We start from the raw sequence: 15,090 nt of genomic DNA, 5'->3' as shown, positions 1-15,090 counted from the left end.
CGGCTTGTCAGGACCCTGCACAAATGTATATGGTGCCTGTTCCACACGCGGGCAGACCAACTCGAGCGAATCGACTGCATGAAACTCAAGACCATCGGATTGGCGGCGCTGCTGCTTACCAGCGCCCAGGTAGCGCTGGCAGACTCTTTTAATGTTTCCGACATCCGCGTAGAGGGCCTGCAGCGAGTTTCTGCAGCCTCCGTGTTCAATGCTTTTCCCGTCAGCACCAGTGATCGTGTCGATGAGCGCGAGTTGGCCGATGCCGCGCGTGAGCTGTTTGGCACCGGCCTGTTCGACGACGTCCAACTGGCCCGCGACGGCGATATCCTGATCATTCAGGTGGTCGAGCGTCCGTTCATTACCGCCTTGAATATCACCGGCAATTCGCAGATCTCCGAAGACGACCTGCGCAGCGGTCTGAGCGATGCCGGGCTCGCCGAGGGCCAGGTACTGCAGCTGTCGACCCTCGAGGAGATCCAGCGCGAGCTGGAGCAGGTCTATCAGGCCCAAGGCCGCTATAGCGCGCGCATCGATGCCAGCGTCGACGAGATCGACGAGAGCCGGGTGCGCGTCAACATCGATATCAATGAAGGCGCGGTGGCCTCGATCCGCCAGATCAACATCGTCGGCAACGAAGCATTCGACGATGACACCCTGCGTGACCAGTTCGAGCTCAACGACCGCCCCGGGCGCTTCTTCGGCTGGTTCTCGCGTGATGAATACTCCCGCGAGGCGCTGTCCGGCGATCTCGAGCGATTACGCTCTTATTATCTCGACCGCGGCTATGTCAACTTTGATATCAGCTCGACCCAGGTCTCGATCAGCCCCGACAAGTCGGAGATATTCATCACCGTCAACGTCGATGAGGGGCAGCAGTTCCGGCTTGGCAATATCCGCTTCGCTGGCGACCTGGAGATTCCCGAGACCGAGGCCCGCGAGCTGGTTACCGCCGAGTCCGGTGCGGTTTTCTCGCGCAGCGACATCACGGCGTCATCCGAGGCGCTGCGCTCGCGCCTCGGCGCTGAAGGCTTCGCCTTCGCCAACGTCGATGCCCGGCCGCAGCCGTCCGCCGACGGCGAGACGGTGGACGTGGTGTTCAATGTCAATCCCGGTCAGCGTGCCTATGTGCGGCGCATCAACTTTGAAGGCAACACCACCACCGAAGATGAGGTGCTGCGCCGCGAGATGATCCAGATGGAGGGAGCGCCGGCTTCCACCGACCAGATTCGTCAGTCGCGCCAGCGCCTCGAGCGCCTCGGCTTCTTCCGCCAGGTCGATGTCGACACCCAGCCGGTGCCCGGTGAGAGCGACCTGCTCGACGTGACCTACAACGTCGAAGAGCAGCCCTCGGGCTCGATCTCGGCCAGCGTCGGCTTCTCGCAGAGCGCCGGGGTGATCTACGGCGCGGCGCTGTCGCAGAACAACTTCCTCGGTAGCGGTAATCGGGTCAACGTCGGTGCCCAGCGCAGCGACACCTTCACCAGCCTCAACTTCGGCTTTACCGACCCCTACTGGACGCTGGACGGCATCTCACGGGGCTATAACCTCTACTACCGCGAAACAGACTACGAAGACTCGGATATCTCGACCTACTCCACCGACGCCTACGGCGCAGGGATCAACTTCGGCTATCCGATCAACGAGCTGGCGCGCCTCAACTTCGGCGCCTCGGTGGAAGACCTGACGGTTCAGACGTACAACGATACCGCCTCCGAGATCGTACGCTACGTTGAGGATGAAGGCGCCGGTGCCCAGAGTCTCAAACTCACCGCCAGCTGGACGCGCAACAACCTCAACCGCGGCGTGATGCCCACTGCCGGTAACTACCAGCGGATTTCGCTGGAAACCGCCGCGCCGGGTAGCGACGCCGAGTACTACAAGCTGCGTGCCCGCGCCCAGCAGCTGTTCGAGCTCAATAATGACTGGTCGCTGAAGTTCGGCGGTACCCTCGGCTATGCCGACACCATCGGTAACGATCCTTATCCATTCTACGAGAACTTCTTCTCCGGTGGCCTGGGCTCGGTGCGCGGCTTCACCGGCAATACACTGGGGCCGCGCACCACCCCGCGCGGCGGCGGCAACGACCGGACCCTGGGCGGCAACGTGCTGGTCGAGGGCTCGGCCGAGCTGCTGTTCCCGACGCCGTTCATGGAGGATCAGCGCTCGGTGCAGACCGGCTTCTTCCTGGATGCCGGCAATACCTTCCTGACCGATTGCTATGAGGTGCTCGACGGCGATCAGTCGCGCTGTGAATCTGGCATTGATCTCAGTGAGCTGCGCTACAGTGTGGGTATCGGCCTGTCGTGGCTGACGCCGGTGGGGCCGCTGACCTTCAGCATTGCCGAGCCGCTCAACGACAAGGAAGGCGACGATACCCAGTTCTTCCAGTTCTCACTGGGCCAGACCTTCTAAGGCGGGTACCATGGAGCGCCCGAATGGGGCATGTTTTTCAGGAGAGTGGTGTCATGCGTAAGACAATGAGTGTCATGTTCATCGGGTTGCTGGGCCTGTTCGCCTCGGTTGCCCAAGCGACAGAAGTGGCAGTGGTTGATTGGCGCCAGGCGCTGATGGAAACCCGCGCCGCTCAGCAGTCGATGAGCCAGCTCGAGAGCCAGATCGGTAGCCAGCAGCAGCAGGCGCAGTCGTTGGGCCAGGAGCTGGAGCGGCTTCAGGAGCGTCTGCAGCAGGATGGCGCGGTGATGTCCGACAGTGAGCGTCAGTCGCTGATGCAGGAAGGTCAGCAGAAGGAGCGACAGTTCGTCGAACTTCGCCAGCAGATCATGCAGGCCCAGCAGCAGGCCGAGCAGGCTTTTCTGCAGGACGCCGAGCCCAAGCTGGAGCGCGCCGTTGACGAGGTCATGGCGCGCCACGGCATCGATGTGCTGATGGATATCAACGGCATCATCAATACCAACCAGGATCTGATGAATCTCACCGACGAAGTCACCGAGATTCTCGACTCGATGAACTGAGTGCCCGCCCGTGAGGGCGGGGCCCTGCCTCCTTTAGCCGAATCAGGTTCCATGACCGACGCCATCTCTCACCGCTATACGCTCCACGACCTTGCCGAGCGCTTGGGCGCCCGAGTGGTAGGTGATAGCAATGTGCCGGTGAGCGGCCTGGCGACACTCAGCGATGCTGGCCCTGATGAGATCAGCTTTCTCGCCAACAAAGCCTATCTCAAGCACCTGGCCAGCACGCGTGCGGCGGCCGTCCTGCTGCACCCCAGCCACGCCGGTGAATGCCCGGTCACCTGCCTGACCCTCGACAACCCCTACCTCGGCTATGCCGAGCTGTCGCGGCTGTTCGACCCGTTGGCGCAGCGTCCGCCGCAAGGGGTGCACCCATCTGCAGTGATCGAGGCTGGCGCCACGCTCGGCACCGATGTCCAGGTCGGCCCCAATGCGGTAATCGAGGCCGGGGTCGTCATCGGTGCCCGTGCGGTGATTGGCCCGGGTAGCGTAGTGGGTGCCGATAGCCGGATTGGCGCCGACTCACGGCTGCATGCCAACGTCACAGTCTGCCACGGCGTGGTGATTGGCGAGCGGGCCATACTGCATAGCGGCTGTGTGATCGGCGGCGATGGCTTCGGGTTCGCCCACGACGGCAGCCGCTGGCACAAGATCGCCCAGCTCGGCGGTGTGGTAATGGGGGATGATGTCGAGGTCGGCAGCTGTTCGAGCATCGATCGCGGTGCCCTTGGCGATACCCTCATCGGCAACGACGTCAAGATCGACAGCCAGGTGCAGATTGCCCACAACGTACAGATCGGCGATCACAGCGCCCTGGCCGGCTGCGTGGGCATTGCCGGCTCCACCAAAGTCGGCAAGCATTGCATGCTGGGCGGCGGTGTGGGGCTCTCCGGACATCTGACGATCTGTGACGGTGTGCAGGTCACCGGCATGAGCCTGGTCACTAATTCGATTCACGAGCCGGGCGTTTACTCCTCCGGCACCGGGGCCATGAGCAACGCTCAGTGGCGCAAGAACGCCGTGCGCTTCAAGCAGCTCGACGACATCGCCAAGCGGCTGGCACGTCTTGAAAAGCATCACGGCGGCCGTTGAGTCTCGTCAGCCTGCCGCTATAATCGCTGTCCTGGCCAGGGAGGCGCCTGCCGCCACTGCATGCTCACCGAGGTGAGCCGTTTCGCTTTTTCAGAGGTCGCATCGATGGTAATGGAAATCAACGAGATTCGTGAGTATCTACCTCACCGCTACCCCTTTCTGCTGATCGATCGCGTCACCGAACTGGAACTCGGCGAACTGATCCGCGGCTACAAGAACGTTAGCATCAACGAGCCGTTCTTCAACGGCCACTTCCCGCATCATCCGATCATGCCAGGTGTGCTGGTGATTGAGGCGATGGCCCAGGCGTGCGGCATACTGGGCTTCAAGACGGTCAACAAGTTACCGGCGGACGGCTATGTCTACTACTTGGTGGGTAGCGACAACGTACGCTTCAAGCGACCGGTGATGCCTGGCGATCAGCTGCACATCGAGGCCAAGGTGATCCGTGAGAAGCGTGGCATCTGGAAGTTCGCCTGTCGTGCCAGCGTCGACAACGAAGTGGCCTGCGAGGCCGAAATCATCTGCGCCGAGAGGAAGGTCGCTTGATTCATCCTACCGCGCTCGTTGACCCCGCCGCCCGGCTGGCCGATGACGTCGAGGTCGGCCCGTTCAGCGTGATCGGTGCCGACGTCGAGATCGGCCCAGGTTCGAAGATCGGCCCGCATGTGGTGATCAAGGGACCGACCGTGCTTGGTGCCCGCACGCGGATCTTTCAGTTCGCGTCGGTGGGTGAAGACTGCCAGGACAAGAAATACGCCGGTGAGCCGACCCGCCTGGTCATGGGTGACGACAACGTCATCCGCGAGGGCGTGACGCTGCACCGCGGTACGTCTCAGGACCGCGGCGAGACGACCATCGGCTCACGCAACCTGTTCATGGCCTACGCCCACGTCGGCCACGACTGCGTGATCGGTAGCGACTGCATCCTGGCCAACCAGGTAACGCTCGCCGGCCACGTCAAGCTGGGCGACTTCGCCATCCTCGGCGGGCTCTCGGCGGTACATCAGTTCTGCCACTTCGGCACTCATGCCATGGCCGGTGGCGGCTCGATCATCACCAAGGATACCCCCGCCTTCGTGATGATCAACGGCAATCCCGCCGAGGCGCATGGCCTCAACCTGGTTGGGTTAAAGCGGCGCGGTTTTTCGCGTGAGGCGCTCAAGGCGCTGGGCGAGTCCTACAAGCTGGTCTATCGCCAGGGGCTCACCGTCGAGCAGGCGCTGGCTGAAATACGTCGGCGCTTTGAGTTGCCAGAGGTCGCCACCTTCGTGGCTTCTATCGAAGTGGCCTCCCGCGGCATCACGCGCTAGGCATGACAACCCCCGCACTCAAGGTCTATCTGGTCGCCGGCGAACTCTCAGGCGACATCCTCGGCGCCAGCTTGATGCGCGCTCTCAAGGCGCGTTACCCGGGAGTGGCCTTTCGCGGTATCGGCGGGCCGCGCATGCTCGCCGAGGGCATCGACAGCCGCTTCCCCCTGGAAACCCTCTCGGTGATGGGGCTGGTCGAGGTGCTCAAGCATCTGCCGCGGCTGGTCGGCGTGCGCCGTGAATTGCGGCGCGATGCACTGGCCTGGCAGCCCGATATCATGCTTGGCATCGATGCCCCCGACTTCAATCTCGGCCTCGAACGCCAGCTTCGTGAGGCCGGGGTCACCACCGCGCACTACGTCAGCCCCTCGGTATGGGCCTGGCGGCAGGGGCGGGTCAAGGGTATCGCCAAGTCGGTAGATGCCATGCTCACCTTCCTGCCTTTCGAGGCAGCCTTCTATGCGCGGCACCGCGTGCCAGTAGCCTTCGTCGGCCACCCACTGGCCGACGACATGCCGTTGGAGACGGACCGCCCGGCGATGCGTCGTCAGCTTGGCCTGGCCGAAAACAGCGAGCTGCTAGCGCTGCTGCCCGGCTCGCGGGCCAACGAGATACGCTTTCTGGGGGCCACCTTTTTCGACGCCGCCGAGCGTCTCTGCCAGGCCCGGCCGGGGCTGAGGCTGGTGGTGCCGGCGGCTAACGCGCAGCGGCGAGGTGAGCTCGAGGCGCTGGTGACCGCATACCCGACGCTGGCCGAGCGCTTGACGCTGCTCGATGGCCAGTCCCGGGAGGCGATGGTGGCGGCGGATGCCGTGCTGCTGGCGTCGGGCACTGCGGCGCTGGAGGCGATGCTCTGCCATCGACCGATGCTGGTGGCCTACAAGATGGCCCCCACTACCCACTGGCTGGCCAAGCGTCTGGTCAAAACCGACTGGATCTCGTTGCCCAACCTGATTGCCCGCGAAGCGCTGGTGCCAGAGTTGATCCAGGACGCCGCCAGCCCCGACGCCATTGCCGCAGCCCTCGACGAGATGCTCGACAACAGCGCTGAGCGCGCGGCGCTGGAGTCGCGCTTCGCCGAAATGCATGCTGGACTGCAGCGCGGTGCCAGTGAGCGGGCGGTGGACGCTATCGCCGCGCTGATCGACGGTCGGGCGCTGCCTGAGAGCGTCGCCGCAGGGGAACTCGATGCGTCGCTCGAGGGGCGCCTATGAAGGCCACGACGTTGCCGCCGCTGGTGGTTGATTATCATGGCGAGCGTCTGGCTGGGGTCGACGAGGTGGGGCGCGGGCCGCTGGTGGGTAGCGTGGTGGCCGCGGCGGTGATCCTCGATCCGGCGCGCCCGGTGGCGGGGCTCAATGACTCCAAGACGCTCAGCGCCAAGCGTCGCGAAGCGCTGGACACCGAGATTCGTGAGCATGCCCTTGCCTTCGCCGTGGCCGAGGCCAGCGCCGCCGAGATCGACGCGCTAAATATCTACCACGCCACGCATCTGGCCATGCGCCGCGCCATCGATGGCTTGGCGCCGGCCGCCGAGTATCTGCTGGTGGACGGCAATCGACTGCCCGGGCATCATGTTCCTGGCCAAGCGGTGGTCAAGGGCGACGCCCGCCACCCGACCATTGCCGCTGCTTCGATACTCGCCAAGGTGGCCCGCGATGCGCAGATGCTGGCGCTCGACGCCCGCCATCCCGACTACGGCTTCGCTCGCCACAAGGGCTACCCGACCCGCGAGCATCTGGCGGCCCTGGAGCGCCTCGGCGCGCTCCCCGAACATCGTCGCTCCTTCGGCCCGGTCAAGCGCCAGTTAGCGTTGTTTTAAAGACGCTACGCGTTCGAGACATAGCGAGGCGAGCCGAGCCATCTTCTTTTTTTGACTGCCACATCTTGAGTTCGCCATGACCACGCCCTTCGTTCATCTTCGCGTTCACACCGAGTACTCCCTGGTCGATGGCCTGGTGCGCCTCAAGCCGCTGGTCAAGGCCACCGCCGAGCGCGGCATGCCGGCGGTGTCGATGACCGACGAGGCCAACCTGTTCGGCCTGGTCAAAGCCTACAAGGCGGCCCAGGGCGCCGGGCTCAAGCCGATCATCGGCAGTGACCTATGGCTGCACAATCCCCACGATGAAGGCCACCCCTACCGGCTGACACTGTTGGCGATGAACGACGTCGGTTATCGCAACCTTATCGAGCTGATCTCGCACGGCTGGGTAGACGGCCAACGCCAGGGGCTGGCAATTCTCGACAAGACCCGGGTATTTGAACAGAGCGAGGGCCTGATCGCGCTCTCTGGCGGTCGCGAAGGCGAGGTAGGTCGCCACCTGCTGGCCGACCACCCCGACGAGGCCCGCGCCCTGCTCGACGAGTGGAACGCCCACTTTCCGGGGCGTTTCTATCTGGAGCTGACCCGCACCTCGCGCCAGTACGAGGAGGAGTGCCTGCACCTCTCGGTGGCCCTGGCCGAGCAGAGCGGCACCCCGGTGGTGGCGACCAATGACGTACGCTTCCTCGATCGCGAGGAGTTCTGGGCCCACGAGACCCGGGTCGCCATTGGTGAAGGCAAGGCGCTCGACGATCGCCGCCGCGAGCGGCGCTATAGCGAGGAACAGTACCTCAAGAGCCCGGCGGAGATGGCTGAGCTGTTCGCCGATATTCCTGAGGCGTTGGAGAACAGCGTATTGATCGCGGCGCGCTGCAACGTCGACGTACGCTTGGGGGAGATCTTCCTGCCGGAGTTCGAGATCCCCGACGGCATGACTCAGGACGAGTTCTTCCGCAAGATCTCCCACGACGGCCTCACCGAGCGCCTCGACTTCCTTTACCCGGTCGAACGTTATCCCCGCGACGGCGCCGAGTATGCCGAGATCGATGCGCGTTATCGTCAGCGCCTAGACTTTGAATTGAACATCATCATCCAGATGGGCTTTCCCGGCTACTTCTTGATCGTGATGGACTTCATCCAGTGGGCCAAGGACAACGACGTACCGGTGGGGCCGGGACGCGGCTCGGGGGCGGGCTCGCTGGTGGCCTATGCGCAGAAGATCACCGACCTCGATCCACTCGAATACGATCTGCTGTTCGAGCGCTTCCTCAACCCCGAACGGGTATCGATGCCTGACTTCGACGTCGATTTCTGCATGGAGAAGCGTGACCGGGTGATCGACTACGTGGCCGACCGCTACGGCCGCAATGCGGTGTCGCAGATCGTTACCTTCGGTACCATGGCCGCCAAGGCCGTGGTGCGCGACGTGGCCCGCGCCCAAGGGCGCCCCTACTCGCTGGGTGACAAGCTGTCCAAGCTGATTCCCTTCGAGGTTGGCATGACCCTGGCCAAGGCCATCGAACAGGAACCGGCGCTCAAGGAGTTCGTCGACAACGACGATGAGGCCGCCGAAATCTGGGAGATGGCGCTCAAGCTCGAGGGCATCACCCGCGGCACCGGCAAGCACGCCGGCGGCGTGGTGATCGCCCCCACCAAGCTAACCGACTTCTCGCCGCTGCTGTGCGACGAAGAGGGCAATGGTCTGGTGGTGCAGTTCGACAAGAACGACATCGAGGAGGCCGGGCTGGTCAAGTTCGACTTCCTTGGCCTGCGTACTCTGACCATCATCGACTGGGCACTGGAGATGGTCGACAAGGTGCGCGCCGCCAAAGGCGAAGGCCCGCTCAACATCGACACCATCCCCCTCGATGATGTGCCGACCTTCGACATGCTCAAGCGCGCCGAGACCACCGCGGTCTTTCAGCTCGAATCCCGCGGCATGAAGGAGCTGATCAAGCGCCTGCTGCCCGACTCCCTGGAAGACATGATTGCCCTGGTCGCGCTGTTCCGCCCCGGGCCGCTGCAGTCGGGCATGGTTGACGACTTCATCAACCGCAAGCACGGCCGCGCCGAGATATCCTTTCCCCATCCCGACTACCAGCATGAGCTGCTCAAGCCGGTGCTGGAGCCCACCTACGGCATCATCCTCTACCAGGAGCAGGTGATGCAGATCGCCCAGGTGTTGGCGGGCTACAGCCTGGGCCAGGCCGACATGCTGCGTCGCGCCATGGGCAAGAAGAAGCCCGAGGAGATGGCCAAGCAGCGCGCCGGCTTCATGGAGGGCTGTGCCGCGAACGGCATCGACAAGGATCTCGCCGGCAATATCTTCGATCTGGTGGAAAAATTCGCCGGCTACGGCTTCAACAAGTCGCACTCGGCGGCCTATGGCCTGGTCTCCTATCAAACGGCATGGCTGAAAGCGCACTACCCCGGGCCCTTCATGGCCGCAGTGATGTCCACCGAGATGGACAACCTCGACAAGGTGGTGCCGCTGATCGAGGAGTGCCGCAATCTCCAGCTCACCGTGACCCCGCCGGACGTCAACGTCGGCGGCTATAAGTTCACCGTGGATACCGAGGGTCGCGTGGTCTACGGCCTAGGGGCGATTCGCGGCGTCGGTGAGGGGCCGATCGGCGCCATCGTCGAGGCCCGCGAGGCCGAGGGTCCGTTCAAGGACCTGTTCGACTTCTGCCGTCGGGTCGATCCCAAGCGCATGAACAAGCGCACCCTCGAGGCGCTGATCCGCTCTGGAGCGCTGGATAACCTCGGGCCCAGTCGTGCGGTGCTCAGCGCGGCTCTGGAAGCCGCGCTCAAGGCCGCTGCTCAGAACCTCAGCAACCAGAGTCTGGGCATGATCGACATGTTTGGCGAGGCGTTCGTCGACGAAGAGGCCGGCGATGCCTATGCCGATTACCGCGGTGCTCGCGAGTGGACCGACAAGGAGCGCCTGGCGGGTGAGAAGGACACCCTAGGGCTGTACCTCACCGGCCACCCCATCGATGAATACGAGCAGGAGCTCAAGCGCTTCGTCTCGACGCGGATCAGCGACCTCAAGCCGTCGCGGGAGCCGCAGCGCGTCGCTGGCCTGGTGGTGGGGGTGCGCACCATGAAGTCCAAGCGCGGCGACACCATGGCCTTCGTCACCCTGGACGACCGCACCGGGCGCATCGAGGCGTCGCTGTTCGGCGAGCTGTTCGATCAGCTTCGCGGGCGCCTGGATGCCGACCAGGTGCTGATCGTCGAGGGTGAAGTGTCCAGCGATGACTACTCTGGGGGCCTGCGACTGCGCGGCAAGGAGATCACCCCCATGGTCGATGCGCGCAGCAAGTTCGGCCAGGCGGTGGAGCTCTCGGTGGACGGTGCCCGTGCCAACGGCAAGCTGGTGGCCAGCCTGCGCGAGAGCCTGACACCCCATCGCGACGCCAGCGGCCTGCCGGTGCGGCTCAAGTACCGCAACCAGGACGCCAGCGGCTGGCTGGAGCTGGCCGAGGAGTGGAAGGTGGCGCCCAGCGACGAGCTGCTGATCGCCCTGCGTGAGGTCGAGGGACAGGACGGCGTGCGCTTGAAATACCGCTAGGCCTAGGAAGAGTGCCTGGACTCATCACCTTGGTTGCGAGGCGCGCCGGGGGCAGGTCGAAGGGGAGGTTTGCGCCATGGATGGCGCAAGGTAGCGCCCAGGGATGGGTTTATAGCGCCTCCCCGAAGGCCTGCCGCCGGATCAGCGCCGGGCACCCTGTCTCCGGCGCTCTTGTGTGGCGATGGAACACATCATGCGCTTGCCTTGCGCAGCGCGTTGAGGGTGCGATAATGCCCGACACTCGACTTTATGGCTGCCGGGGCGAGCGTCACTCACCCTCCCCGGCGACAGCAATGACAAGGCGGCTTAGCCACTATGAATCCCAACTATCTCGATTTCGAACAGCCCATCGCCGAACTGCAGGCCAAGATCGAAGAGCTACGGCTGGTCGGCAACGACAGCAAGATCAATATCAATGACGAGGTCGCCAAGCTCGAAGAGAAGAGCAAGAAGCTCACCGAGTCGATCTTCAAGGACCTCAGTGCCTGGCAGGTTTCCCAGCTGTCACGCCACCCCCAGCGTCCCTACACCCTCGACTACCTCGAGCACGTCTTCACCGACTTCGATGAGCTCCACGGCGACCGCCATTTCGCTGATGACGCCGCCATCGTCGGCGGCGTCGCGCGCCTCGACGACAAGCCGGTGATGGTGATCGGCCATCAGAAGGGCCGCGACGTCAAGGAGAAGGTACGCCGCAATTTCGGTATGCCGCGCCCCGAGGGCTATCGCAAGGCGTGCCGCCTGATGGAGATGGCCGAGCGCTTCAAGATGCCGGTGCTGACCTTTATCGACACCCCCGGGGCGTATCCGGGCATCGATGCCGAAGAGCGCGGCCAGTCCGAGGCGATCGCCTACAACCTGGCGGTGATGTCGCGGCTCAAGACGCCGATCATCGCCACTGTGGTAGGCGAGGGCGGCTCTGGTGGGGCGCTGGCGATCGGCGTGTGCGACGAGCTCGCCATGCTGCAGTACTCTACCTATTCGGTGATTTCCCCCGAGGGCTGCGCCTCGATCCTGTGGAAGAGCGCCGAGAAGGCATCCGACGCCGCCCATGCCATGGGTATCACCGCTGAAAGGCTCGAGGAGCTGGGCTTCGTCGACACCCTGATTCCCGAGCCGCTGGGCGGCGCACATCGCCACCCCCGGACCACGGCAGAGCGTGTCAAGGCGTCCCTGCTGGGCAGCCTGGACCGCTTGCAGAGCATGGAGATCGATGCGCTGCTGGAGCGGCGGTATCAGCGCCTAATGAGCTACGGCGCCCCTGCTTAACGGCCCTTTCTGCGCTCGAAGCGGGCCCTCTGGCTCGGAGATATTGGCCATGCCCCTTCAATCTGTGATCGATCGCGCCCTGGCGGAGACCCCGCCGGGGCGTGCTGTCTGGGTAGCGCTCTCCGGCGGGCTCGACTCCTCGCTGCTGCTGACCCTGGCCGCGGACGCCTGTCACCGTCATCCCCGCCCGCTGCACGCCCTGCATGTTAACCATGGCCTGCAATCCGCCGCTGATGATTTCGAACGCCACTGCCACCGGCTCTGCACGCAGCTGGGGGTTCCGCTGTGCGTCGAACGGGTCAGCGTTGGGCGCGACGCCGGCCAGGGGCTGGAGGGCGCTGCGCGGGAGGCGCGCTATGCCGCCTTTGCCCGCCGCGTAGGCGATGGCGAGACGCTGTGGCTGGCCCAGCACCGCGACGACCAGGCCGAGAGCTTCCTGCTCGCCGCACTGCGCGGCAGCGGCGTGAGGGGCCTGGCGGGCATGCTGGCCAGCCGTGACTGGCAGGGACGCGACCTGCAGCGGCCACTATTGGGCGTGGGGCGAGCTGACCTCGAGGAGGCCGCAGGTCAGTTGGCGCTCGATTGGGTCGAGGACCCCAGCAACACCGATATCGCACTCGATCGTAATCGCCTGCGGCATGCGCTGATGCCGCTGCTAGAAGCGCGTTGGCCGCAAGCGTCGGCGTCGCTGGCCCGTTCCGCGCAGCTGGCCGGTGAAGCCGAGGCGCTGCTCGGTGAGCTGGCAGCCCTCGATCTGGCTGCGCTGGGTGACCATCCAGAGCGGCTGCCGATCACGCCGCTAATGGCGCTATCGGAGCCTCGACAACGGCTGTTGATCCGCCACTGCTGCCAGACCCTAGGGTTGCCGATGCCGCCGGCCGCCCGCTTGGCGACGCTTCTGGAGCAGTTGGCCAGCCGCATTGACGCCGAGGTGTGCGTAGCATGGCCTGGCGCTGAGGCGCGCTGCTGGCGTGGGGGCCTTTACCTGCTGGCGCCGCAGCCGTCACTGCCCGACGGTTGGCAGGTGGCGTGGGATGGTCGTCAACCACTGGATACGCCGCTGGGGCAGCTCGCCAGCGTACTTGAACCTGAGGGCGGCGAGCCGCTAACGCTGCGAGTGAGTGCCCGCCAGGGGGGCGAACGGCTACAGCAGCCTCAGCGCGGTAGTCGCGACCTCAAGCGGCTGCTTCAGGAAGCCGGAGTACCGCCCTGGCAGCGGCAGCGGCTGGCGGTGGTTTGGCATGCCGAGCAGGTGGTCGCGGTACTCGACGCAACGGGGCGGGCCGCGGTGCCCTGCGCACCGGGCTGGTATCTTAGGCCGTCGCGGGAACCACCAGGCTCAGACTGAAGCCCGCGGCGGCCTGGTACTCGACCTCCTGTTCCAGGTCGGTGACCAGCAGCGCGGCGTCGTCCAGCGGTTGGTGAAGGGCCAGGATCAGGTCGTCACCCTTGGCGACCAGCTCGACGCCGCTGGCCGGAACTTCGGGACGCGAGTGGTTGAGCAGCACTGCCAGCCTTAGCAGGCGGGCAAGTCGCGAATAGGGGTGCTGCAGCGCCGGTGGCAGGCCGTCGAGCTCCTTGAGCGGAAACTTGCGGCGGTGGGCGCGCACCAGGAACGCCAACGCCTGCTGTTCGGGCCGCGAAAAGCCGGGCAGGTCGGAGTGATGCAGCAGGTAGGCGCCGTGGCGGTGGAACTGGCTGTGCGAAATGGCCAGGCCGATCTCGTGGAGCTGAGCCGCCCAGTGGAGAAATTGCCCTTGTTCTTCGGCTAGCGTCCAGTTCTCGCTTACCTGCTCGAACAGCGCCTGGGCGCTGTTCGCCACGCGTTGTGCTTGATCGTGGTCGACTCCATAGCGCTGGCGTAGGGTCGCCAGCGACTGACGCCGCGAGTCTTCGGCGGTGTTGCGTCCGGCGAGGTCGTAGAGCACCCCTTCGCGCAGCGCACCGTCAGCAAAGCGCATCTGCGCCAGGTCGAAGGCCTCGAAGGTTGCGCAGAGTATCGCGATCCCGGCGGGAAACACCGTGGCGCGATCCTCCTTGAGCCCCTCCATGGCCACCTGGTCGAGGCGCTTGTACTTGATCAGGCGCTTACGCAGGTTAAACAGTGCCTCGCGTTCGATCACCCCCTCGGGGCATTCGTCGCTGGCCGCCAGCACCGCGGCGGCGGCCTTGACGGTGCCGCTCGAACCGACCGGATCAGACCAGCCCAGCTCGCGGTAGGGGCGGCGAATGTTGGCCAGTTCCGATAGCGCTGCCAGCTCGGCACGGCGAAAGCGCTTTTCACTGAGCTCGCCGTCGCCGAAGAAGCGCTGGGTGTAGGTCACGCAGCCCATATGCAGGCTCTCCAGCGCCAGCGGTGCGAAGTTCTCGCCAATGATGTACTCGGTGGAGCCACCGCCGATATCGACGATCAATCGACGACCGTGCACTTCGGCCAGAGCGTGGGCGGCGCCCAGGTAGATCAGGCGCGCCTCCTCGCGGCCGGAGATGATTTCGATGCCGTGGCCGAGCTGGGCCTCTGCGCGGTCGATGAAGTCGCGGCTGTTGCTGGCGGCGCGCAGCGCATTGGTACCGACGACACGCAGCTGATCGGCGGGGGTATCGCCGATGAAGGGCGCAAAGCGCGCCAGGCAGTCGAAGGCACGCTGCATGGCCGCCTCACTGAGCCGGGCCTGGTCATCCAGGCCGGCGGCGAGCTGGACTTTCTCACCGAGCTTGGCCACCACCTGCAGCTGGCCGCCCTGGTAGTTGGCGACCAGCAGGTGGAAGCTGTTGGAACCGAGGTCGATGGCGGCGAGCCGGCGGGTGGTGTCGCTGGCGCTGGGCATCCTGCGCGTGGCCGAATCAGAGAGCATGTAGAGATCCTTGCATCTGCATCTTGCAAGGTTGCGGCGCCCTTTGATGCTTGTCAATCCGCCTCCGCTGATGCGATACGGCACGGGGGCTTGCGTTTGCCGCCGGGCTTGTCTAACATCGAATCGTTCGCCTGTTCCGAATACTTCCCGACCGCGTCGCGGTCAACTCCAAGTCGTCAGACAGCCCGCT

Annotated in this window: 11 protein-coding genes; 10 read left to right on the top strand and 1 reads right to left on the bottom strand. The window is 64.7% G+C overall.

What is annotated here, in order from left to right:
- Positions 1–78: 78 nt before the first annotated feature.
- The 10 genes from bamA to tilS all read left to right on the top strand — a co-directional run bounded on the left by bamA (position 79) and on the right by tilS (position 13,393).
- Complete coding sequence (bamA, locus tag BLT16_RS12785; RefSeq protein WP_245701646.1) at positions 79–2,412, top strand: outer membrane protein assembly factor BamA; 2,334 nt, start codon at positions 79–81, stop codon at positions 2,410–2,412.
- Positions 2,413–2,465: 53 nt separating this feature from the next.
- Positions 2,466–2,972, top strand: a complete 507-nt coding sequence (locus tag BLT16_RS12780; RefSeq protein ID WP_089658901.1) for an OmpH/Skp family outer membrane protein — start codon at positions 2,466–2,468, stop codon at positions 2,970–2,972.
- Between the two features lie 51 nt (positions 2,973–3,023).
- A complete protein-coding gene (gene lpxD / locus BLT16_RS12775; protein WP_089658900.1) occupies positions 3,024–4,064 on the top strand; it encodes a UDP-3-O-(3-hydroxymyristoyl)glucosamine N-acyltransferase in 1,041 nt (346 codons plus the stop codon).
- A 105-nt stretch (positions 4,065–4,169) separates the two neighbouring features.
- Entirely contained in the window at positions 4,170–4,613 is a 444-nt protein-coding gene (fabZ, locus tag BLT16_RS12770) for a 3-hydroxyacyl-ACP dehydratase FabZ (protein ID WP_089658990.1), read from the top strand.
- On the top strand, positions 4,610–5,377 hold the full coding sequence (gene lpxA / locus BLT16_RS12765; RefSeq protein ID WP_089658899.1) for an acyl-ACP--UDP-N-acetylglucosamine O-acyltransferase: 768 nt from the start codon (positions 4,610–4,612) through the stop codon (positions 5,375–5,377). Before fabZ ends, lpxA begins: the two co-directional genes overlap by 4 nt.
- 2 nt (positions 5,378–5,379) lie before the next feature.
- Positions 5,380–6,591, top strand: a complete 1,212-nt coding sequence (lpxB, locus tag BLT16_RS12760) for a lipid-A-disaccharide synthase (RefSeq protein WP_089658898.1) — start codon at positions 5,380–5,382, stop codon at positions 6,589–6,591.
- On the top strand, positions 6,588–7,199 hold the full coding sequence (rnhB, locus tag BLT16_RS12755) for a ribonuclease HII (protein ID WP_089658897.1): 612 nt from the start codon (positions 6,588–6,590) through the stop codon (positions 7,197–7,199). The genes lpxB and rnhB overlap by 4 nt, the downstream gene beginning before the upstream one ends.
- Before the next feature lie 76 nt (positions 7,200–7,275).
- The gene (gene dnaE, locus BLT16_RS12750; protein WP_089658896.1) at positions 7,276–10,776 is read left to right on the top strand and encodes a DNA polymerase III subunit alpha; all 3,501 of its coding nucleotides are present in this window, start codon (positions 7,276–7,278) and stop codon (positions 10,774–10,776) included.
- Between the two features lie 315 nt (positions 10,777–11,091).
- Positions 11,092–12,045, top strand: coding sequence for an acetyl-CoA carboxylase carboxyl transferase subunit alpha (accA, locus tag BLT16_RS12745; RefSeq protein WP_089658895.1), 954 nt, complete (start codon positions 11,092–11,094; stop codon positions 12,043–12,045).
- A 49-nt stretch (positions 12,046–12,094) separates the two neighbouring features.
- The gene (gene tilS / locus BLT16_RS12740; protein WP_089658894.1) at positions 12,095–13,393 is read left to right on the top strand and encodes a tRNA lysidine(34) synthetase TilS; all 1,299 of its coding nucleotides are present in this window, start codon (positions 12,095–12,097) and stop codon (positions 13,391–13,393) included.
- Here the strand turns inward: tilS and ppx are convergent.
- Positions 13,359–14,900 carry an exopolyphosphatase gene (gene ppx / locus BLT16_RS12735; protein WP_089658893.1) on the bottom strand — a complete coding sequence of 514 codons (1,542 nt, stop codon included), beginning with the start codon at positions 14,898–14,900 and terminating at the stop codon, positions 13,359–13,361. The genes tilS and ppx overlap by 35 nt on opposite strands.
- Positions 14,901–15,090 lie beyond the last annotated feature (190 nt).

It is taken from the genome of Franzmannia pantelleriensis (assembly GCF_900102875.1).
Classification (GTDB): Bacteria; Pseudomonadota; Gammaproteobacteria; order Pseudomonadales; family Halomonadaceae; genus Franzmannia; species Franzmannia pantelleriensis.
Note: the sequence above shows the minus strand (reverse complement) of the source record. Positions and strands in the feature narration are given on the sequence as shown.

Bases quoted from the DNA above. Each gene is read 5' to 3' on its own strand.
- tilS (WP_089658894.1), top strand. From the start codon at position 12,095: ATGCCCCTTCAATCTGTGATCGATCGCGCCCTGGCGGAGACCCCGCCG.
- lpxB (WP_089658898.1), top strand. From the start codon at position 5,380: ATGACAACCCCCGCACTCAAGGTCTATCTGGTCGCCGGCGAACTCTCA.
- lpxD (WP_089658900.1), top strand. From the start codon at position 3,024: ATGACCGACGCCATCTCTCACCGCTATACGCTCCACGACCTTGCCGAG.
- dnaE (WP_089658896.1), top strand. From the start codon at position 7,276: ATGACCACGCCCTTCGTTCATCTTCGCGTTCACACCGAGTACTCCCTG.
- accA (WP_089658895.1), top strand. From the start codon at position 11,092: ATGAATCCCAACTATCTCGATTTCGAACAGCCCATCGCCGAACTGCAG.
- bamA (WP_245701646.1), top strand. From the start codon at position 79: ATGAAACTCAAGACCATCGGATTGGCGGCGCTGCTGCTTACCAGCGCC.
- rnhB (WP_089658897.1), top strand. From the start codon at position 6,588: ATGAAGGCCACGACGTTGCCGCCGCTGGTGGTTGATTATCATGGCGAG.
- ppx (WP_089658893.1), bottom strand. From the start codon at position 14,900: ATGCTCTCTGATTCGGCCACGCGCAGGATGCCCAGCGCCAGCGACACC.
- fabZ (WP_089658990.1), top strand. From the start codon at position 4,170: ATGGTAATGGAAATCAACGAGATTCGTGAGTATCTACCTCACCGCTAC.
- BLT16_RS12780 (WP_089658901.1), top strand. From the start codon at position 2,466: ATGCGTAAGACAATGAGTGTCATGTTCATCGGGTTGCTGGGCCTGTTC.